The organism is Haloarchaeobius baliensis (assembly GCF_052060055.1).
GTDB classification, from domain to species: Archaea; Halobacteriota; Halobacteria; order Halobacteriales; family Natrialbaceae; genus Haloarchaeobius; species Haloarchaeobius baliensis.
Genome location: NZ_JBPPFR010000001.1, coordinates 2,046,793 through 2,068,285 on the forward strand (window position 1 = coordinate 2,046,793; position 21,493 = coordinate 2,068,285).

Genomic DNA, 21,493 nt, shown 5'->3' on the forward strand with positions numbered 1-21,493 from the left:
GGTCGGCCTAATCGCGTTCGACATGGAGCTGACGCGGCGGGACGCACTGGCCGCGCTGACGTCGACAGGCATCGTCGTCGGTGCCGGCGCGGCGGCGCTCTCGCAGGAGCGACTCGCCGATAGGCGTGCGGACCAGCGCGTTGATGTCGAGACGCTGGTCGCCGTCGCCGAGGTCCTGTACCCGAGCGAGGTGGGCGGCGTGCGCGAGTTCGTCGAGACCTACGTGGCGGGCAGGACAGCCGACAGGCCCGACTACCGGGACGGGATGGCGGACGCGCTCGCCGTCGTCGACGACCGCGCCGAGCGCTGGTTCGACGGGTCGTTCGCGACGCTCTCGCGGGCGGACCGGGACGCGACGCTCCGACAGCTCGGCGCGGACGCCATCGACCCCGACCCGGAGGGCCGACCGCCCGCACAGGTCCGGTACTACGTCGTCAACGAACTGCTGTACGCCTTCTACACGTCGCCGACGGGCGGGTCGCTGGTCGGCACCGAGAACCCCATCGGCCACCCCGGTGGGACGGCGAGCTACCGGCGGGGGCCGGACGGATGAGCACCAGTGCGCCCGCAGACGACGTGGACCGCAGCCCGTCGCCGCGTGCCGACGTCTGCATCGTCGGAGCGGGGCCGGCTGGCGCACTCGTCGCCCATCGGCTCGCTGGGGCGGGCTACGACGTGGTCGTCCTCGAAGCCGGCCCCCGGTTCGACCCCACAGACCGGCTCGAACGCATGGAGCGGCACATCCGCCCGAGCCACGGCCCCGCGGACGTGTGGGACATGGGCGGGCCACGCGACGCGTACACGAACGCGGGGGCGGAGCACTACCCACTGAACGCGGCGCGGGTCAAGGGCGTCGGGGGGACCACGCTGCACTGGCAGGGGATGGTGTTCCGGCTGCACGAGGCCGACTTCGAGCGCCGGAGCCGTCACGGCGTCGAGCGCGACTGGCCGATCGGCTACGACGACCTCCAGCCGTACTACGCCGCGGCGGAGCAGGAACTCGGCGTCGCCGGGGCCGACGACAACCCGTTCGCGCCCCCACGCGAGACGCCGTTCCCGATGCCGGGGTTCCGGCCGTCGTACTCGGACTCGCTGTTCGCCGAGGCGTGCGAGGCGCTCGGTATCGCGATGCACTCGGCCCCGAACGCGCGGAACTCGGAGGCTCGCGACGGGAGGACAGCCTGCCAGGGCTACGGCACCTGCAAGCCCGTCTGTCCCTCGGGCGCGAAGTACGACGCGACGGTCCACGTCGCGAAGGCCGAGGCGGAGGGTGCGAGGGTCATCGACCGCGCGCCGGTCCAGCGCATCGAGCACGACAACTCGGGCGAGACGGTCGAGGCGGTCGTCTATGCGACACCGGACGGCGAGGAACATCGACAGGAGGCCCGCCGGTTCGTGCTCGCGGCCGGCGGCATCGAGATCCCCCGGCTGCTCCTGCTCTCGCGCTCGGAGCAACACCCGGACGGGCTCGCGAACGCCTCCGGCGCGGTCGGGCGGTACTTCATGGACCACCTGTTCGCCGGGATGGGCGGGGAGCTGGACGAGCCGACCCGTCAGAAGCACGTCGGCTTCATCACCAGCGAGTGCCACCAGTTCTACGACGACGTGGACGGGTCGGTCGGGCCGTACAAGCTGGAGTTCCTGAACTACGCGGGCCCGTCGCCGGTGGACATCGCACTCTCGACCGACAGCGAGGCTGCCTGGGGCGACGCGCTGGCCGACGAGATCCGGGGCGCGTACGGCAACCGCATCGCGATGGGCGGGCTCTGCGGCCAGGAACCGCGTGCGGAGAACCGGGTGACCCTGAACCCGGACGTGACGGACGACCACGGCAACCCCGTCCCCGAGATACACTGGTCGCTCGGCGAGCGCGAGCGGCGCACCATCGAGGCCGCAAACGAGCGACAGGCGGCCATCATGGACGAGCTCGGCGTCGACGTCGACTGGGTGGCCGGGGCCGACGCGACCGGCCCGGCGTTCCACCACATGGGGACGACGCGGATGGGGACAGATCCCGACGAGAGCGTCGTCGACCCCCGGCTCCGGACCCACGACCTCGACAACCTGTGGATCGCCTCCTCCTCGACGTTCGTCACGGGTGGCGCGCTGAACCCGACGCTGACCATCGCGGCGCTGGCTCTCCGGGCGGCCGACGCGGTTTCGGAGACGCTCTGACCGAGCGCGTGCCGTGCGAACCTGCCCCAATATAACGCCATAAAATCCGATTAAATTCTAGGGGAGACCTTTCTCACCGGGCTGGAATCGCCTCCCCTTTATACGTCCATCCTGCTCGCACGGTGAGGTATGAGCGGAAATCAGATAGGCGCTCCCGGTACCGGCATCTCGAGACGGCGGTTCATGGCAGCAACGGGAACCACGGGACTCGCGGCCGCTGCGGGCTGTTTGACGACGACGACCACCCCCTCCACGCGGCAGGTGAACCCGGGTGCTGCGACGCAGAGCCAGCTGACCCAGGACCTCCCGACCACGAGCAAGCCGGAGGTCGTCGACCTGGACGAGCGGGGCCACGAGGTCACGCTGAAACCCGTCCAGGCCCGCCACGACATGCACCCGCTGGAGACGATGGGCGGCCCAGTCGGCCTCCCGACGACGTGGGCCTTCGCGGCCGACGACGGCGAGCCGAGCGTCCCCGGCCCCATCCTCCGCTGCACCGAGGGTGCCGAGCTGGAGATCACGCTCGACAACTCCGACGCCGACATGCCGCACACGCTGCACTTCCACGGCGTCCGGAAGACGTGGGAGAACGACGGCGTGCCGACGACGACCGGCATCACGGTGATGCCCGGCGAGACGCACACGTACACCATCCCGGCGAACGTGGCGGGGACGCACTTCTACCACTGCCACTACCAGACGCCGATGCACATGGAGATGGGGATGTTCGGCATCCTGCGCGTCGACCCCGAGGGCTACGAGGAGGCCGACAAGGAGTACTTCTCGACGGTTCGCGAGTGGGACACCCGACTCGCCCGTCAGCACGCCGGCGAGGACGTCCAGTTCGACCTGACGAACCGACGGCCCGACGCGTTCACGGTCAACGGGAAGTGCGCGCCGCGCACGCTCCACCCCGAGGAGGGCTCGCCGATGATCGTCGACCCGGGCGACACGGTGCGGGTCCACTGGGTCAACGCGGGCTTCATGAGCCACCCGCTGCACATCCACAACCACCGGTTCAAGGTGGTCGAGAAGGACGGCGCGGACTACCCCGAGGGGATGCAGTTCAAGCAGGACGTGCTGAACGTCGCGCCCGCCGAGCGGTACACCATCGAGTTCGAGGCCGACGCCGACCCCGGCATCTACCTCATGCACTGCCACAAGGTCGACCACGTCCGCAACGGCTCGAGCTACCCTGGTGGGATGCTCACCGGCATCGTCTACACGAGCGCGATGGACACGGAGATTTTCGCGAACCTGATGGACTACGCTGGCTACGAGGGGTGAGAGCATGCAGAGACGCCAGTTCATGGCCGCGGCCGGCACCGTCGCCCTCGGGACGGCGGCGTCGGGACTGGCCGCCGGCCAGCAGACCGGGGAGGTATCGCTCGTCGACTGGTTCGACGGTGTGAGCAACGCAGACGGCCTGGTCGACTGGACCGGCGAGTCCGAGGTGACCATCACGGTCGGCTCCGAGGGCAACGGCGGCGCGTTCGCGTTCGACCCGCCCGCCGTCAGAATCGACCCGGGGACGACGGTCGTCTGGGAGTGGTCCGGCAACGGCGGCGTCCACGACGTCGCCGCCGAGGACGGCAGCTTCGCGTCCGAGATGCAGGGCGAGACCGGTGCGACGTTCGAGCAGACGTTCGAGGAGAGCGGCGTCGTCCGGTACGCCTGCAACCCCCACAAGAGCATGGGGATGCGCGCCGCCCTTATGGTCGGCGACGTCTCGGTCACGCTGGCCGAGAACGCCGCGACCGCGACCAGCTCCGCCGACGAGGAGGCGGGACCGACCGGCCCGACGTTCGACGGCTGGCTCGAGGGCGTCGAGAACTACGAGGGCGTCGTCGACAGGCGCGGCCAGGAGAGCGTGACGGTCACCGTCGGCGCGCAGGGCAACGGCGGCCCGTACGCCTTCGACCCGCCAGCGATCCGTGTCGACCCGGGGACGACGGTCGTCTGGGAGTGGGCCGGCACGGAGGGGCCATACAGCGTGGTCGACGACACGCTCGGCTTCGCCAGCGAGCACACGACCGACGTCGGGACCCGCTACGCGATGGAGTTCTCGGGGTCGGGCCTGAGCAAGTACTACTGCACGGACTACCGCGACCGCGGCATGCGCGGGGTCGTCCTCGTCGGTGACGGCCCGCAGGAGGTCATGTCGAAGTCCGCGCTCGCAGCGGGCGGCGGCCTGCTCGCGCTCGTCTCCGCGCCGATGCTGTTCGGCCTGCGCGAGCACCTGCGGGACACGACGCAGGACTGAACCCGGACCCACCGATTTTGTATAGCGCAATATAGTTTATCTGTCGTGCCGCGCCCGGTCACTCGGACGGAAACATGACTGCTCCCCGACTAGTTCTGCGCCGAAACGCGGTTTTTCACGCCGGCTGTCCGGAACCATGTCACAGCGACACAGCCCGGGCGAAGGTTGAAGTGCCAGTGTGCCGACAGCCTTGTACGGTCACGATGGAGACCCTATCCACTTTCTGAGCCGGACTCGGTCGCCGACCCCGTGAGGGTCGGGTCGCGAGCCCGCACGCCCTGGACCGCCAGCGGCGTCTCCGTCGTGCGAACTTCGACGCGCAGCTGTCGCTCGTGACGCGACGCCGCAGAACCACCCAGCCAGATCCACATCACATGTCACGACGGACAGTACTCGCAGCACGAACCACAGACGGACGACCCGACACGGCGGAGATCCGGGCCCTCGCCGAATCCGCCGGCCACGAGGTCGTCGCCGAACACACACAGACACGCGCGGAGGACGCCACGTTCAATCTCGGTCGGGGCAAGGTAGACGCAGTCGCCGAGAGCGTTCGCGACCACGACGCCCCATTCGTCGTCGTGGACAACGAGCTCACGCCGTCGCAGTTCTTCGCGTGGACCGACCGACTCCCCGACGGCGTCGAGGTCAGGGACCGATTCCGGCTCGTCCTCGACATCTTCGAGGCGCGCGCGAGCACCAGGCGGGCGTCGCTCCAGGTCGAGCTCGCACGGCTCCAGCACGAGTTGCACCGTCGTCGCGAGATACAGGGACAGGACACCGAGTACAAGGGTTTTCCCACGCACGACCCCGAGGGAGAGTGGATTCGCGAGGTCAAGCTCAGGATCGACCGCGTGCAGAACCGGCTCGGTGAGCTGCCCGAGGAGGGCGACCGGAACCGCGAGCGAAGACACGACGCCGGCTTCGACTTCGTCGCGCTCGCGGGCTACACGAACGCGGGCAAATCGACCCTGCTGCACCGGCTCGCCGACGAGCTGGCACTCGAGGACCTCGGAGCCGGACCGGACGACCTCGCCGAGACCGCGAACGTCGAGGACCGGCTGTTCGAGACGCTCGACACGACGACGCGCCGGTGTACCGTCGACGGCCGCCGGCTGCTCGTCTCGGACACGGTCGGGTTCATCCGCGACCTGCCCCACGACCTCGTGGAGGCGTTCCGGTCCACGCTCGTCGAGGCGCGCGAGGCCGACGTCGTGGTGCTCGTCGCCGACGCGAGCAAACCCGTCGACGCACTCCGCGAGCGTGTCGGGACGGTGCTCGACGAGGTCGGCGACGGACCGGTGGTCCCGGTGCTGAACAAGGCCGACCGCGTCGACGGCCACGAACTCGAACGCAAACGGTCGGTGCTCCCGGGGGACCTCGGCGAGCCAGTGCCCATCAGCGCGACCGAGGGATGCGGACTCGACGAGTTGCGCGAGCGCGTCGTCGCGGCGTTGCCCGCGTCGACCGAGACGTTCGACCTCCCACAGGGCGACGACACGATGGGGTTCGTCTCGTGGTGCCACGAGCACGGGGCCGTCGACTCGGTCGAGTACGGGGACGGGGTCCGGCTCGAACTCCGGGCGCGGCCGTCGGTCGTCGAGCAGGCCCGGGCACGGGTCGAGGCGTTCGGAGACGACGCGACCGACGACGACGGAACGGGCACCGACGGCCGTGCTTGACTACGCTTAAGGGCTCACGGCCCGGGCTTTCGAGCATGAAACCACGCGACCTCTCGGCTCACGTCGCCTACGAGGCGGGGCGCGGCATCGAGGAGGTCGCCAGGGACCTCGGCGTGGACCCGGCGGCACTCACGAAGCTCGCGTCGAACGAGAACCCCCACGGCACCTCGCCGGCGGCGGTCGAGGCCATCCAGGAGACCGCCCCGGGCGTCTCCTCGTACCCGAAGGCGGCCCACGCCGACCTGCGGGACGCCCTCGCCACCCGCTGGGACTGCGACGCCGCGCAGGTCTGGCTCGCCAACGGCGGCGACGGCGCGCTCGACTACCTCGCGCGGGCGATGCTCGAACCGGGCGATACCGTGCTCGTGCCGGACCCGGGCTTCGCCTACTACGGGATGAGCGCCCGGTACCACCACGGCGAGGTGGAGACGTACGAGCTGGCGCGCCCGGACCTCGCGCTGACGGCCGACGTGGTCCTCGACCAGTACGACGGCGAGCGCATCGTCTACCTCACCAGCCCGCACAACCCGACGGGCGGGACGTTCTCGCTGGCGGCCATCGAGCGCATCGCCGACGAGACCGACGCGGAGACGCTCGTGCTCGTCGACGAGGCCTACGGCGAGTACGCCGACGTCGACAGCGCCCGCGGCCTGCTCGACGAGCGCGACGACGTTGCCATCCTCCGGACGTTCTCGAAGGCGTACGGGCTGGCCGGCGTGCGGCTGGGCTACGCGCTGGTTCCCGACGACTGGGCCGACGCCTACGCACGCGTGAACACCCCATTCGCGGCGAGCGAGCTGGCCTGCCGGGCCGGACTCGCCGCGCTCGGGGACGACGAACACGTCGAGAAGTCGGTCGAGACGGCTCGCTGGGCGCGCGAGTACATGCGCGAGGAGATCGACGCGCCGGTGTGGCCCTCGGAGGGGAACTTCGTGCTCGTCGATGTCTCGGGTGCCCGCGGGCCGGAGAGCGCCGGTGCCGTCGCCGACGAGATGCAGCGCGCGGGCGTCATCGTCCGCGACTGCACGAGCTTCGGGCTGCCCGGCTGCGTGCGCATCACCTGTGGCACCGAGGACCAGACACGCGAGGCCGTCGAGACCCTGAACGAGGTGCTCGGGGCGTGAGGGTCGCGGTGACGGGCACGCCCGGCACGGGCAAGACGACGGCGACGGAGCTGCTCGCCGAGGCCCGCGACGACGTCGACGTCGTCCACCTCAACGAAGTCATCGAGGATGAGGTACTGTACGAGGCGGTCGACGAGGAGCGCGACAGCGTGGTCGCGGACCTCGACGCCCTCGCGGCGTGGGTCGACGAGTACGAGGCAGCCCGCGATGATGGGGGCGATTTCCTGGTGCTCGACTCCCACCTGGCGCACCACCTCGACGCCGACCGCGTGGCCGTCCTGCGCTGTGCGCCCGAAGCCCTGGCGAAGCGGCTCCGGGACCGCGGCGAATCCGACACGAAGGCCGCCGAGAACGCCGAGAGCGAGGCGCTCGACGTCGTGCTCTCGCAGGCGGTCGAGAACCACGGCCTCGATTCCGTGTACGAGATCGAGACCACCCAGTCGACACCGGAGGCCGTCTCGGAGGCGCTCGCGGCGGTCGTCGACGGGACGCGAGAACCGAGCGCGGGCGACGTGGACTACCTCGACTACCTATGACGCTGGACCAGCTCAGACCACGCATCCAGGCGCTGCTCGACCCGTTCGTCAGGCTCGCGGACCGGGTGGGACTGACGCCCAACGCCGTCAGCGTCATCGCGTTCGGACTCGCGGGCGCGGCCGCCGTCGCGTTCGCCCTCGGCGGCCCGGCCGTCGAGGCCCCCGCCGGGAGCCGCGCGGTCTGGTACGCCCTCGGCGCGCTCTGTGTCGGTCTCAACGGCTGGCTCGACGTCATCGACGGCGAGCTCGCCCGGGCGCAGGACGTGGCCAGCGAGGCCGGCGACGTGCTCGACCACGTGCTCGACCGATACGCCGACCTCGTCATCATCGCCGGCTTCGCCGCCGGCATCGGCCGCTACGACCTCGGGCTCGCGGCCGTCACGGGCGTCCTGATGACCTCCTACCTCGGCACGCAGGCCCAGGCCGTCGGCGTCGGCCGGCTCTACGCCGGCGTGCTCGGCCGGGCCGACCGCCTCGCGCTCTCTGGCCTCGTCGGCTTCGTCGCCGCTGGCCTGTCGCGGACCCTGTACGGTCTCGACGTCGTCGGCTGGCTGCTCGTCGTCTTCGCCGTCGTCGGGCACATCACCGCGCTCCAGCGGTTCCGCGAGGTCTGGGGCCAGCTGGACTGAGCCGTCGTATCTTTTATCAACGCACGCGACGAACGGTCGCCTATGGTTCAGTGTGAGATGTGTGGTGCCGAGACGGCGTCGCCGAAGACGGTGAAGGTCGAAGGCGCAGAGCTCGATGTCTGCGACGACTGTGCCGACTTCGGAACGGAAGTGAAGACCCAGCAGTCCTCGAGCACCTCCACGAAGTACTCGACCAGCAGCTCGAGTTCTTCCTCCTCGTCCTCGAGCTCGTCCAGCTCGTCCGGCGGTTCGGGCGGTGGCTCCTCCCGGCGCCGGTCGGACATGTTCGACGATATGGACGAGCTCGCCCAGGACTACGACGAACGCATCCGGCAGGCGCGCGAGGACCGCGGGCTGAGCCAGTCCGACCTCGCGAACGAGCTCAACGAGAAGGCCAGCCTCATCCGCAAGCTGGAGCGCGGCGACACGCTCCCGAGCGACAAGGTGCAGTCCAAGCTCGAGCGGTTCCTCGAGATCAACCTCGACATGGGCACCGGCAGCGACGAGGAGAGCGACTGGGACTCCGGCTCCTCGACGACCACGACGCTCGGCGACGTGGTCAAGCGCAAGGACTGACGGGAGCGGACCTATCACCGCCGTTCTCCCCGGGCGTCAGACGGACGGCATGCGCACGTAAGACCGTCTTTTTTCAGGTTGAATACGCTTAACCAAACAGTCATGAGAGATGACCCTGTATTGGGCGACAATGGCTGACGAGGAATCACCGTCTACGGCGACAGGGGCGGAGGAGTCGCCACCTGACAACCCGTTATACAATCTGTACCGTGAGTACATCGGCGAACCCGAGGAGGAAACCGACGTCTACCTCGGTTTCGGCCTGTTCTTCGGTGGCATCGTCGTTGGAATCGTCGCGCTGCTGTTGACCGTGGTCAGCTTCACGAGTTTCGAGGCGGGGTCCGACCCGTTCTGGAACTGGACGCGCATCGCGTACGCCCTGGGGATGCTCTCGCTTCCCGCGACCATCACCGGCATCGTGGTCCTGTTGCCGGTCGAACGGCGTGCCGTCTACGCGTCCGCCGCGGGTAGCGTCATCGACCTGGCCGCCGTCGTCTGGTTCGTGTCGGTCTACCCCGGCCAGTGGAACGAGTACGGCGTCGGTGCGACCCTCGGGGTAATCAGCCTCTACGCCCTCGGTCTGGTCCTCGTCGTCGGCTCGACCGGTGCAGCACTGGTCGCCGACCAGCTCGAACGCTACCGGAAGCCGGGGCCGGCCGACATCCAGCCGATGGAGGAGGAAGAGGAGGAGCCGGAGGAGTCCTACTCCGACGCCGAGATCCAGGCAGACATCGACCAGGCGATGTCCGGGGTCGACCTCTCCTGGGGCGGCGTCGAGAAGAGCGACAACCGGCGGCTCCAGTTCAGCGTCGACGAGGAGATGGACACCTCGGCGTTCAGCCAGCAGACTGCGAACGTGACCCGCTCGCAGGGCGTCGACTCCCAGATACAGAACCTCAAGGCGATGAAGGGCGGGGAGAAGAAGACCGCCACGTCGAACACGACCGTCGACGACCAGACCCAGAAGCTCAAGGAACTGCGCGAACGTCGCCAGCGGGAGGAACAGCGCAAGTCCGAGGAGTCCACGAGCATCGCCGCGGCGACTGGTGGTAGGGGTGGCTTTATCGCCCGCATCAAGCGGGCCCTCGGTCTCAGCTGACCCACGTCACCCGATTCGGTAGTGGCAGATTTATACCAATGCCGATAGTGATGAAATAATTTCACATAGTTTTATTATTCGGTGGGATAGAATGGGCAAATATGGCTAAAGGCCTGGACGTTGGGACGATGAACATACTGTCGGCCCAACAGGATGGGAACGACACGGTGTTCGTACAGCAGCGGAACTCCTTCGTGGAGATCGAGTACTCCGACATGGCCGAGCAGATGCTCTCGCGCTCGGAAGTCCTCCACATCCGGAAGGACGACAAGGTGTACGTCGTCGGTGACGACGCCCTGAACTTCGCGAACATCTTCAACAAGGAGACACGCCGTCCGATGAAGCACGGCATCCTCTCCTCCTCGGAGAAGTCCGCGATCCCGATGATGAAGCTCATCATCGAGCAGGTCGTCGGCGAGCCGAACCACCCCGACGAGAAGCTGTACTTCTCGGTTCCCGCGGACCCGATCGACTCCGAGCTCTCGACGCTCTACCACCAGAAGACCATCGAGAGCTTCCTCGGCAACATGGGCTACGACGCGGAGCCGATCAACGAGGGCATGTCCGTCATCTACAGCGAACTGGCGGACAACAACTTCACCGGCCTGGGCATCAGCTTCGGCGCGGGCATGACGAACGTCTGCCTCGCGTACTACGCGGTGCCGGTCATGAAGTTCTCCGTCGCCCGCGGTGGCGACTGGATCGACGAGCAGGCCGCACAGGCCACGGGCACGCCCGTCGACAAGGTCACCTCCATCAAGGAGAACGACTTCGAGCTCGACTTCACCACCGACGTCGGTGGCGTCGAGGGTGCACTCAGCATCTACTACGAGAACCTGCTCGACTACGTCATCGAGAACGTCGTCCGCGAGGTCGACGAGGAGGATGTCGAGGAAGGCCTGGACGTGCCCGTCGTCGTCACCGGCGGCACCTCCAGCCCGGACGGCTTCGAGGCGCTGTTCCGTGACCACCTCGAGGACGCGAACATCCCGTTCTCCATCAGTGGCGTCCAGCACGCCAACGAGCCGCTGTACTCCGTCGCACGTGGCTCGCTCGTCGCCGCACGCTCCGACGAGGACGTCGACGACACGCAGCAGGCTGAGGCCGAGGCGCCGGCGGCCGACGAGTAACGACACTCACCCCATTTTTCGACGCTGTCGCGACCGCCGAGCGACGGCTGTCGTAGGCAGCTCCTAGCGAACTCGATCCCGAGAGAACGAACCGTTACTGCCCGGCGCCGTCGGCTGCGACCTCTACCTCTTCCTCGTCGGACTCTGCTGCCTCATCATCGGACTCTGCTACCTTCTCGACGGTGTCTGCCGCGTCTGCTGCATCGTCCTCGGTGTCGTCCGTCTCCGCGTGCGCTGCTTCGTCCCCTTCGTCGTCCGTCTCCGCGTGCGCTGCATCGTCCCCTTCGTCGTCCGCCGTCTCTGTCGGCGGCTCGTCCTCCTCCGTGTCCGTGTCGGACCCCTCGGACGCTCCGTCGGCCTCGTCAGCCGACGGCTCGGGTTCGGCTGGGGTGTCGGTGTCGCCAGCCGTCGCCTCTTCGTCGGCATCCGTCGACTCCGCTTCTTCGGCGTCGGGAGTTGCACCGTCGTCCTCGCCCGCGCTCACGGCGTCACGGCGGGCCTGTTCGACCCGTTCCAGTCGTTCGGCGTGCTCCTCGAGGCCGTCTGCGGCGAACTTCTTCTGGAACCGCTGGATGGCGTCCTGCCAGGACTCCAGCCGCTTCGGTTCGCTCTGGTGGTCGACCGGCACACCGACCCACCCACACGAGTCACAGCCGTACGCTTCCACGTCGCTCAGCGAGTACGCGCTGAGCGAGGATCCACACCGTGGGCACTCTTTCATACAGGAATGTGAACGCACGGAATAATAAGCGTGTTCCATCCTCTCACGGTTCAGGTACGTGTACCTTACCGACGGGTCGCCAGGCCCGATATTACTACAGAACATTTACAAACCTTTTTGTATTCCCATAGTGTATGTGGCGAACATGAGTGCGACCCCGTCCGCGAACGTCGAACGAACCATCGAACACTGTCGACCCGAGGACCTCCAGCCGGTCTCGCTGGACGCCCAGGCACTGGACTCCACCGCACCCGAGTACCTGCGCGAACTCAAGCACGAGCTCACCGAGTCGGGCTACGTCCCGTCCGTGCTGACGGTGCGGGCCTGCTTCGACGAGGACTGCTCGCTCTCGACCCAGCGCGAGGTCGACCGCGTGCGGGGCTACGTCCGCGCGGCGGCGTTCCTCGGCGCGGCCCGCGTCACCGTCGCGTGCGACGACGTGGCCGACGCGGACAAGGTCGAGCCCGCGCTCTCGGCGTGTGCGGAACGCGCACGCCGCGAGGGCGTCGGGTTCGAACTCGACGGGCCTATCAGCCTCGACGACTGATCCTCTCGCGATGAGTACACGGCGCGCGCTGGCGCAACAACTCGGCGTGGTCGCCGGCTTCGACTCGCCGCGGACCGACCTCGAACAGTACCCGACACCGCCCGAGGTAGCAGCCTCCATCGTCCACGTCGCCGACACGCAGGGCGACATCGTCGGCGCGACGGTGCTCGACCTCGGAACCGGGACCGGGATGCTCGCCCTCGGCGCGGCGCTCAGGGGCGCAGAGCGCGTCGTCGGCGTCGACCTCGACCGGGTCGCACTCGCGACCGCCCGAGAGAACGAACACCGCGTCGGGGCGCGCACGACCGTCGAGTGGTGCTGTGGGGACGCGACGACCCCGCCGCTCTGTCCCTCCGGCCCGACGACCGTGCTGATGAACCCACCCTTCGGCGCCCAGGACGGCAACGAACACGCGGACCGGGCGTTCCTCGCCGCGGCGTCGTCGCTCGCGGACGTCTCCTACTCGGTGCACAACGAGGGGAGCCAGGCGTTCGTCGAGTCGTTCGCGGCCGACAAAGCCGGCGCGGTCACCCACGCCTTCGCGGCCGAACTCGACCTCGAGCGCCAGTTCCCCTTCCACGAGTCCGAGACGCACACCGTCGACGCGGAAGTGTTCAGGATCGAGTGGGCCGGCGACGACTGACCACCCGGCCGCTGTTCTCCGGACCCGCGCGCCGGCACGCAGAACTACCGATACGTCTCCTGTGCGAACACGCGGACCCGCGTATCGCCGACGACCGCGTAGATGCGGTCACCGCCGCTGCGTTCCACGCGCACGAACCCGATGCCGCCGATGGTGGCCGAGCTGTTCGCCCGCGGCACCGCGTCGCGCCCGACCACCGAGCCGTTCCGGCTGACGACGATCTGGTACGGGCCGTTCCCCGCCGGCGTGATCGAGAGGTTCATCCCGTCCAGCCGGGGCTCGGCGGTCACCGCGTTGCTCTCGTGGACCAGCGTCCAGTCGCCGTCCGGCGGCCTGAGCGACACCCGGTACGCCGTGCCGCCGCCGACGGCCGACCAACCGTCGCGGTTGACGCCCACGTCCGCGTTCCAGCCGACGCCGCCGACCCTGACCCGTGTGTAGCCCGTGTAGGCGAGTCTTCCGGCCGAGACGCTCTCGTACCAGATGCTCCGGTCCTGGTTGACCACGATGACGCCCGACGAGCTCACGTTCGTCTGCTGGGAGAGCGGCCCCACGTCGACGACCGGGATGAGCTCGTTGCGGACGTTCTCGGCGTAGGTCACCTGATAGCCCTGCACCTCGACCGTATCGCTCCCCGGCACCGACGAGTCCGACACCGTGGTCAGGTTGCTGTACACCGCCGGCCCCGTCATCACCGCCGCGACGACGACCAGCACCGTCACCGCGCCGGTCCGGAGGGTGAACGCGTCGAAGTCCCGCTCGGTCACGTCGAGCGCGAGCGCGACCACCACCGCGAGTCCGACGACGAGGACCAGCCCCACACCCCGGTAGAGCACGTACTCGTCGTTCCCGAGGTACCAGTACACCGCCCAGAGGTTCTTCGCCACCGCGAAGAAGAGCACGCCCAGCCAGAGCCGCAGCGCGCTCGGCCGGTCGCTCCGCCGGTAGAACACGGCCACCCCGAGCAGGAAGCCGACGAAGAGCCCGAACGCGTGGCCCTGGATGGCGATGCCGGCCCACCACGGCGGCGACGGCGGGCTCGGCGATGCCCCCTGGACGAGCACCGGGTCCCGGAGCACGTCGTACAACAGGGCGAAGAAGCGCTGCCCCCCGAGCACCGCCACGACCGTCGTCAACGGGTACCGGACCAGTGCGAAGCCCGCGAACGCGAACACGACGCCCGAGAAGCCGATGACCGCGCCGATGGAGAAGAGGGCCGTCAGCACACCCACCGCGAGCACGGCGGCGGGGTAGACGACGAGCGCCCGGAACCAGGGGTTCGTCCGCCACGAGGAGAACGACTCCGAGCCGCGCCTCTCGGGGAAGTGCCCCCACGCGTACTCCGCCAGCGGGCTCAGCACGATGGTGCCGGTGAGGTTGCCAGTCAGGTGCCCCGGGCTGGCGTGCGAGAACCCCGCGGTCAGCAGCCCCGTCGGGTAGAGGTACGACCAGGCGCGGAACGGCAGCACCACCGGGCTCCGCCAGTGGTCCCAGCCGCCCTGGACGAACAGGTACACGGCGAGCACGAACCCGACGACGACGAGCGTCCCCCACGGCACGCCCATCACCCAGCGCGACCGTAGTCGCGCACCCCACTCACCACCCGGCCGGTCCAGCCAGGCGACGACGCCCAGCGACACGGCGAGCGCGACCAGCACGAAGACGACCATCACAGTCGACAGCAGACCCATATCCGCCGGGAGGGACGGCTGGTACTAATGCGTTCGTGCTGCGAGTGGGGTCGATATCTCGTGGGATTCGCGTGGTTTCCGGACAGCCGGAAGGCTCCGCTCTCGACCAGAACAACTGGGTCCAACAGCACCCAGTACGCCCCGAGGGGCTCGACTCCCGCGGCTCGGTGCGGTCACGGGTCGCAGGCTCCCCGTTCGCAGTCGCGGTTCTCGCTCACCAGCGCCAACTCAGAACCGCGCACCGCTCGCACAGTCTCGTCAGGGTGAGAGCGAGCTCTCACTGGCCGTCGGAATCGCGAGCGATTCCGAGACAGTCGCGCGCCACCCAGCTGTTCGGACGATGTCGCCGGGGAACGTTCACGGGAGCCGAAACAGTCGATTACAGGTCGACGCGGTCGCCGATCTCGACGATTTCGAGCCGTTCGGGATAGTCGAAGCTCTTGGCGTGGTGGTGGAGCACCTTCGGGTCGCTCATCAGGCCCTTCCACATGTCCCAGTGGCTCGGGAGGAGCCGGTCGAACTGGAGGTCGCTGGCGGCCTCGACGACCTGGTTCTCGTCGTTGTACCAGCGCGTGCGCTTCGGTTCGCGGGTCTCCTTGTCGGGAATGTTCCCGACGGTGCCGAACGCGAGGATGCCGAGGTCGATGTCGTAGGTCTCGCCGAGCGCCGCGAACTCGTCGCTGGGCTTGGTGTCGCCGCCGTGGAACACGGTGTGGCCGTCGTGTTCGAACACGTAGCTGACCGGGTGGGTCGCGTCGGGGTCGTGGGCGGGCTCGACGTGGACGGTGAACTCGCCGACCTCGACCGTGTTGCCCTCGCTGACCTCGTGGAACTGGTGGTCGTCGATGGCGTGGTCGTCGGCCCAGGACTCCTCCTCCCGGGCGACGAGGAGGCTGTCGTCGGGCGCGTAGAACGTCGCGCCGGTCTGCTCGAGGATGGGTGCCTGGCTCGGCCCGTGGACGTGATCGGTGTGCTCGTGCGTGGCGAAGACCGCGTCGGCCGCCTCGACGTCTGCGGGGTCGAACGGCACCGGAATCATCCGGACGGTACGTGGTGGGTCGCCCAGTCCGACGTAGGGGTCGACGAACAGCGTCGTCCCGTCGCTGGCCTTGAGTACGAATCCGTTACAGCCCAGGTACCAGACGGCGACCCCATCCGGTGACGCGTCCTCGACGGCCCGGGGGAGCCAGTCGCCCCAGTCGCTCACTGTCATACCCGAAGCGTGCGGGGGCCGTCGTCCTAAGGATTGTCACTCCGGCCGATAGCAGTTCGGCCCGTTTCCTTTATGTTCGTGGTACAGGTACGTGGCTGTATGAGTAGCGAGGTCGACGAGGATACCACAATCGAGGTCGACGCGGACGGGATCTCGGTCGCAAAGTCGTTCGAGGCTGACGAGTTCCCCGTGCCCGCCATCCGGTTCGGCATCACGTCCGACCGGGCGGAGACCGTCACCATCAGAATCCACGAGGAGATCCCCGAGGACTTCCCGATGGACGGTGTCGGCTTTCACCCCGACTACGAGAGCGAGAACTGGACCGCCTTCCAGGACCATCACGTCGAGTACGAGCGCACGCTCGACCCCGGCGAGGAGGTGACCACCGTCTACGGCATCCGCATCGACGACGAGGCGGAGGCGGCAAAGTTCCTCACGGAACCGCGCCTCACCGAGGTCGACGCCGAGGGCCAGGACGCCGACGCGGAACCCGAGGGCGAGGTCGAGGGCGACAACACCATCGACGACATCGTCTCCAACGACTCGAACCAGGTCGTCAAGGACATGCTCGCCGGCGAGGACGAGATGCCCGGCCTCGAGGACGACGAGGCCGCGACCGACGCTGACGCCGAGACCGCCGAGGCGTCCGGCGACGGCGGCTCCATCGACCTCGACCTCGGTGACGCGTCCGAGCCCGATGCGGACGACACCGAGGCCGAGGACTCCCCGGCGATCGAACTCGACCTCGAGGCCGCCGAGGAGGAGGTCGGTGCGACCGAGGTCGAATCGGAGCCCGACGAGGAGCCCGAGATAGACCTCGATATCGACGAACACGCCGAAGAGGACGACGAGGCCGCCGAGTCTGAGGCCGACGTGGAGGCTGACACCGACGCCGACGTGGAGTCGGACACCGACGCCGACATGGAAGCCGACACCGAGGGTGACGTGGAAACGGACACCGAAGCCGACGCTGAAACCGAGGCAGCGGCGGAGAGCGAGCCGGCCGAAGAGGTCGAGCTCGAGGTCGAGACCGAACCGGCCGATGAGACGGAGGCCGACGACGCCGCGACCGACGCGGAGGCCGATACGGAACCCGGTGCCGGGGACGACACCGAGGACGAGACGGGAACGTCGGCCGCACCTGCAGTCGAGGGGAGCGTCGCCGCCGCACTCGTCGACGAGCTCCAGAACGGGACGCTGACCGAGAACGAACGTCGCGACCTCCGGCAGGCCCTCGACGTCGAGGCCGCCGGCACCGACATCGCCAAGGTCGAGCACCTCCAGTCCCGCGTCGAGGAGGTCGCGGCATACACGGACGCCCTGGCCGAGTTCCTCGACGAGGAGGGGACCGCCCAGCAGCTCCTCGAGGAGTACGAGCGCGAGGTCAGCTCCCTGCGCGACGAGGTCTCGACCCTCTCCGAGGACATCGACTCCCACGACGAGGAGATCACCACGCTGTACGGCGACGTGGACGACGTGCGCTCGTCCGTCGAGAGCGTCGAGGCCGACGTGACCGGGATCGAGGACGATCTCGAGACGGTCTCGGGTGACGTCTCCGAGCTCCGTACCGACCTCGACGAGTCGACCGAATCGCTCGAGGGCGACATCGCCGACGCCACCGACAGTATCGACGACGTGCAGTCCGACGTGACCGAGCTCGAGGACGACCTCGGCGCGGTCGAGTCCCGGGTCGACGAGGTCGAGGAGGAGGTCACCGAGATCCAGGAGTGGCGCGACCAGCTCGGCGAGATGTTCACCTGAGAACGAACCTGTTTTCTCCCCCGAAGCCGTTCGTCAGCGAAATGGCCGAGACGACAGCCGTCGCAGTCCCACGGAAGGGGCGCCCGCTGGAAGCCGTCCTCGAGCGGGTCGCAACACGCGCCGACGCGACCGACCTCGCCGACTCGATCATCTCGACGCTCCGGTACGAGAAGGCGATAACGAAGGGGAACGCGGACGACCCCCGTGACGTGTACGACCGGCTCGCGGACTACAGCGACCTCGGCCATCCGCATCGACCGGAGTTCACCCTGCTCCGTGACGACCGTGACGGGCTCCCCCGCCGCGTCGTCTTCGACAGCGTCACCGTCGAGACGGAGTCCGGGCCGATCCAGCTCGTCGGCCGCGAGGAGCCGTTCCGGTCGCTCCGGACCCACTCGTTCGCGTTCGGCTTCGACAGCGCGGACCTCGTTCTCGAGGAGGTCGTCGCCCTCCGCCCGGATCCGCTCGACACCATCGAGGACGTCAACGCCCGCATCGACCCACACGACACTGACGTCAGGGTCGTCACGGGGCTCGGCGACACGGTGTACCACACGTTGATGGCGACACCGGAGCTCCTGGACAGCTATCGCGCCGACGGAGCGACCCGGGAGTTCCTCGACGAGTACGAGGGCGAGCTCTGCATCTCGCCCCGGTACGAGCGACTGGTCGAGGCCGTCCTCGGCACCGACGTGATGCAGGATGTCGAGTTCTGCTACCCCGACGAGGCACAGGAGGAGGAGGCCGGCATCGCCGATACCGGCGTCGGCGTCTATCTGACGATGACCGGCGGCACCGCCCGCGACTACGGGCTCGAACTCGGGACACAGCTGTTCCCTAGCGAGACGGTCCTGATGGAGAACGTCGCGGAATCGACAGACGGCGCGGAGAGTGTGCGATCGCTCTTCGGTGACGTGGAGACCGAACTGGCGGTCAGGTGAGTTCGCTTCGGACCCCCGATTGGATATAGCGAGATTTGATTTATCAGTTGCCGCTCGACCAGCTGCTAACAGCGCATCGTCGTCGAGAATCGCGCTGTAGAGCACCCGACGGACCAATATTCGGCGCCTCGGCCCCGACGGTACTGGGCCGTACGCGAGTTTCCCGCGGCAGCACCGATTCACCCCGCGCCAGCATCGACTCGTTCGTGGCCGCCACGGACGGCTACCGGACCGAACGACGCCCCCATCACGTTCTCATCTCCACGCGCATCGGAGACGAACAATCCCACAACCTGCATCGAACGTTCTCCAACCCCACGCCACACGGGACGGGTGTCGAACAATCTAGGGCCGTCGATCCCCTCATCATGTCCTGCTGGAACCAACAGATATCTGATTCGATATCCCATATTCTGGTGTTATACAGACGGAATTGTGGGTCCAGAATTTTGGATATCTGGCCCTCACCGCCGGAACTGGGGGACTATACAGGAAGATAAGGGCTCTTATACCAGATTATGGGGATAGATTGATTATCGGCCCGTGAGTCGGCTCGAACGGATGAGTGGACCACTCGATACGACGTTGGGTCGCCAGTTCCAGCCAGGTGAGCGGACATCAGAATCGTGTCCCGGGAGCGAACACAGAATGCTGCCTGAACCCCGGTTCGACGAACCTGTCTCTGAGCGCGCAACCCCTGGGGTTCGACCCCCTAGAACGGGGTTGCAGACCACCGTCCGTTCGTGTAGTTCAGTGGGGGTGTTCGGGTTGTGAGCGAGGACGAGACGGCCCGCACCGCCGTTCGGACGTACGTTCCGACCTACCAGAAGCAACGGTGGTCCGAGGAGGCCGAGGAACTCGACATGAGCCGGAGCGAGTTCGTCCGGACGATGGTCCAGGCCGGCCGGCGGTCGTTCGACCTCGACGAGTCACCCGATAGCGACGGTGCCGGGGGTGCGAACGAGTCGATAGCGGACGGGCCAGCGGGCGCCGAGCTGGCCGACCGGGTGCTGGCCATCCTGCACGCCCGCGACGAGCCACAGACGTGGGACGATCTCGTCGCAGCGGTGACGAACGACGTCGAGGACCGGCTGGACGAGGCCCTCGGGACGCTCCAGGAGGAGGGCGAACTCCGGTACAGCGGCCGAGATGGCGGGTACGTCCCGACGGGTGACCGATGACCGACGCGGTCTCGTACTACCTCGAGGACCAGGAGTACCACGGCAAGTCAGAACGGACACGAGAGGCCTACGAGCGGGTCCTCAGGCGGTTCGAGGCCTTCCTGGCCGATGAGGACCGTGGGCCGAGTGGCCGGTCGCTGACACCAGAAGAAGCCGGGCGCAGGGAGTGTATGGCGTGGGTCCACTCCCTCCGAGGCGAGCACGCACCGAGCACCGTCGCCTCCTACGCCTCCTACGTCCACCGGTTCTACGCCTACATGACCCAGGTCGAGGAGTTCGACGCCAATCCGATGGCGCTCGTCGTCGAGGAGATGGACGAGTCCATCGACAAGGACCCGACACGCCGGGAGATCTCGGTGCCGGAGATGCGGACCTTCGTCGCTGACATCACCCACCCGCTGGAGCGGGCGCTGGTCGTCACACTGCTGAAGACCGGGGTACGTGTCGGTGAACTCTGTAACCTCGACCTGCGCGACCTCGCGCTCTCTGACCACGAGCTGACGGGGGAGTTCGACCTCGGTGGGCGGGTACAGCTCGACGGGCGGCCCGAATCGCTGTACGTGGCTGCCGAGCCCGCCCGCGGCAGACCGTACAACGGGGAGGAGCGGTCGGCCTCGAACAAGCGAAAACGCGCGACCGTCGTCCCCGTCGACGACGAGCTCGCGTCGGTGTTGAAGTCGTGGCTGGCCATCCGGCCTGACGCGATATCCCCGGCAGAGCCGCTCTTCCTCTCGACGAGCGGGGACTGGGGCGGCCGGGTCAGCCCGCAGGCGGTCAGGAACGTCGTCGAGCGACACGCCCGGGAACACGGCTGGTACCAGGACGGCGGCGGGGCTGCCGAGAACGTCACCCCTCACTACTTCAGGCACTTCTTCACGACACACCTCCGGGACCGGACGGGCGACCGTGGCATCGTCAAGTACCTCCGCGGTGACGTCGCGAGCGACATCATCGACACGTACACCCACAACTGGGGCGGCCAGGTCCGTGCGGTGTACGAATCGAACGTCTATCGGCTGCTCTGACGGGTTTTCGGGGAGAGTATTGTCGATTATCCGACTATTACCGGTGGTCGGTGTAGAGCACATAAATTATATTCCGCTATATCAAATAGTGTCCTCCGGAGGGGGTCGTCTGGGGGATAAAACCGGTCTCACAGCGGCGATTCCAGGCCGTTGAGGCCACTCGGTCGGTCGTGCCCATCGCGACGATCGGTTCACTGTCCCTGGACAGGTCGCTCGAACCCGGAAAACGGATTTACGCGACGATACCCAATCGGACGGTATGAGCGAGGACGACCCGTTCGAGGGCCTCGACGTGCCCGACGACCCGACGGCCGACCTGGACCGCGCGACCCAGGCCCTGACGGTGCGCACCGAGGAGCGTCGGTTCGGCAAGAAGATGGTGGTCGTGGAGGGGTTCGAGGCCGGCAGCGAGCTGAAGGAACTCGCGAGCGACCTCAAGTCGGCGCTCGGGACCGGCGGTACGGTCAAGGAGAACCACATCGAGGTCCAGGGGGACCACGAGAGCCGGGTCCGCGACCTGCTCCGCGAACGGGGATACGACGTCGACTCCTAGGCA

21 protein-coding genes are annotated in these 21,493 nt (G+C 67.9%); 18 read left to right on the forward strand and 3 right to left on the reverse strand.

Annotated elements, in window-relative coordinates; translation table 11 throughout:
• The first annotated feature begins 22 nt into the window (after positions 1–22).
• From ACSG06_RS10460 to ACSG06_RS10510, 11 genes are all read left to right on the forward strand, one after another.
• A complete protein-coding gene (locus ACSG06_RS10460) occupies positions 23–553 on the forward strand; it encodes a gluconate 2-dehydrogenase subunit 3 family protein (RefSeq protein ID WP_440990195.1) in 531 nt (176 codons plus the stop codon).
• Entirely contained in the window at positions 550–2,175 is a 1,626-nt protein-coding gene (locus tag ACSG06_RS10465) for a GMC family oxidoreductase (protein WP_440990196.1), read from the forward strand. The genes ACSG06_RS10460 and ACSG06_RS10465 overlap by 4 nt, the downstream gene beginning before the upstream one ends.
• Positions 2,176–2,358: 183 nt before the next feature.
• Entirely contained in the window at positions 2,359–3,462 is a 1,104-nt protein-coding gene (locus ACSG06_RS10470) for a multicopper oxidase domain-containing protein (RefSeq protein ID WP_440990197.1), read from the forward strand.
• 4 nt (positions 3,463–3,466) lie between these two features.
• Positions 3,467–4,438, forward strand: coding sequence for a halocyanin domain-containing protein (locus tag ACSG06_RS10475; protein WP_440990198.1), 972 nt, complete (start codon positions 3,467–3,469; stop codon positions 4,436–4,438).
• A gap of 374 nt (positions 4,439–4,812) precedes the next feature.
• Positions 4,813–6,120, forward strand: a complete 1,308-nt coding sequence (hflX, locus tag ACSG06_RS10480) for a GTPase HflX (protein ID WP_440990199.1) — start codon at positions 4,813–4,815, stop codon at positions 6,118–6,120.
• A gap of 35 nt (positions 6,121–6,155) precedes the next feature.
• Complete coding sequence (gene hisC, locus ACSG06_RS10485; protein ID WP_440990200.1) at positions 6,156–7,244, forward strand: histidinol-phosphate transaminase; 1,089 nt, start codon at positions 6,156–6,158, stop codon at positions 7,242–7,244.
• Complete coding sequence (locus tag ACSG06_RS10490; protein WP_440990201.1) at positions 7,241–7,780, forward strand: adenylate kinase family protein; 540 nt, start codon at positions 7,241–7,243, stop codon at positions 7,778–7,780. Before hisC ends, ACSG06_RS10490 begins: the two co-directional genes overlap by 4 nt.
• Entirely contained in the window at positions 7,777–8,409 is a 633-nt protein-coding gene (locus ACSG06_RS10495) for a CDP-alcohol phosphatidyltransferase family protein (protein WP_440990202.1), read from the forward strand. Before ACSG06_RS10490 ends, ACSG06_RS10495 begins: the two co-directional genes overlap by 4 nt.
• Positions 8,410–8,451: 42 nt before the next feature.
• Positions 8,452–8,985, forward strand: coding sequence for a multiprotein bridging factor aMBF1 (locus tag ACSG06_RS10500; RefSeq protein ID WP_440990203.1), 534 nt, complete (start codon positions 8,452–8,454; stop codon positions 8,983–8,985).
• Between the two features lie 130 nt (positions 8,986–9,115).
• Positions 9,116–10,084 carry a cell division protein CdpA domain-containing protein gene (locus tag ACSG06_RS10505; protein ID WP_440990204.1) on the forward strand — a complete coding sequence of 323 codons (969 nt, stop codon included), beginning with the start codon at positions 9,116–9,118 and terminating at the stop codon, positions 10,082–10,084.
• Between the two features lie 101 nt (positions 10,085–10,185).
• Positions 10,186–11,214, forward strand: coding sequence for a disk-shape morphogenesis protein volactin (locus ACSG06_RS10510; protein WP_440990205.1), 1,029 nt, complete (start codon positions 10,186–10,188; stop codon positions 11,212–11,214).
• Between the two features lie 94 nt (positions 11,215–11,308).
• On the opposite strand, the gene ACSG06_RS10515 is transcribed toward ACSG06_RS10510, so the two are convergent.
• Complete coding sequence (locus ACSG06_RS10515) at positions 11,309–11,935, reverse strand: TFIIB-type zinc ribbon-containing protein (protein WP_440990206.1); 627 nt, start codon at positions 11,933–11,935, stop codon at positions 11,309–11,311.
• Positions 11,936–12,080: 145 nt separating this feature from the next.
• Here ACSG06_RS10515 and ACSG06_RS10520 point away from each other — a divergent pair, with 145 nt between their 5' ends.
• On the forward strand, positions 12,081–12,482 hold the full coding sequence (locus tag ACSG06_RS10520; protein WP_440990207.1) for a DUF7961 family protein: 402 nt from the start codon (positions 12,081–12,083) through the stop codon (positions 12,480–12,482).
• A 10-nt stretch (positions 12,483–12,492) separates the two neighbouring features.
• Positions 12,493–13,125, forward strand: coding sequence for an METTL5 family protein (locus ACSG06_RS10525; protein WP_440990208.1), 633 nt, complete (start codon positions 12,493–12,495; stop codon positions 13,123–13,125).
• Positions 13,126–13,169: 44 nt separating this feature from the next.
• Here ACSG06_RS10525 and ACSG06_RS10530 read toward each other — a convergent pair whose 3' ends face one another.
• Both ACSG06_RS10530 and ACSG06_RS10535 read right to left on the reverse strand, forming a co-directional pair.
• The gene (locus ACSG06_RS10530) at positions 13,170–14,816 is read right to left on the reverse strand and encodes a rhomboid family intramembrane serine protease (RefSeq protein ID WP_440990209.1); all 1,647 of its coding nucleotides are present in this window, start codon (positions 14,814–14,816) and stop codon (positions 13,170–13,172) included.
• 379 nt (positions 14,817–15,195) lie between these two features.
• Positions 15,196–16,029 carry an MBL fold metallo-hydrolase gene (locus tag ACSG06_RS10535; RefSeq protein ID WP_440990210.1) on the reverse strand — a complete coding sequence of 278 codons (834 nt, stop codon included), beginning with the start codon at positions 16,027–16,029 and terminating at the stop codon, positions 15,196–15,198.
• Positions 16,030–16,128: 99 nt separating this feature from the next.
• Here ACSG06_RS10535 and ACSG06_RS10540 point away from each other — a divergent pair, with 99 nt between their 5' ends.
• From ACSG06_RS10540 to ACSG06_RS10560, 5 genes are all read left to right on the forward strand, one after another.
• Positions 16,129–17,790 (forward strand): AAA family ATPase, encoded by a 1,662-nt coding sequence (locus tag ACSG06_RS10540; RefSeq protein ID WP_440990211.1) that lies wholly within the window; start codon positions 16,129–16,131, stop codon positions 17,788–17,790.
• Between the two features lie 41 nt (positions 17,791–17,831).
• Positions 17,832–18,731 carry a phosphoribosyltransferase HisG-related protein gene (locus tag ACSG06_RS10545; protein ID WP_440990212.1) on the forward strand — a complete coding sequence of 300 codons (900 nt, stop codon included), beginning with the start codon at positions 17,832–17,834 and terminating at the stop codon, positions 18,729–18,731.
• A gap of 770 nt (positions 18,732–19,501) precedes the next feature.
• On the forward strand, positions 19,502–19,912 hold the full coding sequence (locus ACSG06_RS10550) for a DUF5805 domain-containing protein (RefSeq protein WP_440990213.1): 411 nt from the start codon (positions 19,502–19,504) through the stop codon (positions 19,910–19,912).
• Positions 19,909–20,937 carry a tyrosine-type recombinase/integrase gene (locus ACSG06_RS10555; protein ID WP_440990214.1) on the forward strand — a complete coding sequence of 343 codons (1,029 nt, stop codon included), beginning with the start codon at positions 19,909–19,911 and terminating at the stop codon, positions 20,935–20,937. Before ACSG06_RS10550 ends, ACSG06_RS10555 begins: the two co-directional genes overlap by 4 nt.
• A 259-nt stretch (positions 20,938–21,196) precedes the next feature.
• On the forward strand, positions 21,197–21,490 hold the full coding sequence (locus ACSG06_RS10560) for an SUI1 family translation initiation factor (protein WP_440990215.1): 294 nt from the start codon (positions 21,197–21,199) through the stop codon (positions 21,488–21,490).
• Positions 21,491–21,493 lie beyond the last annotated feature (3 nt).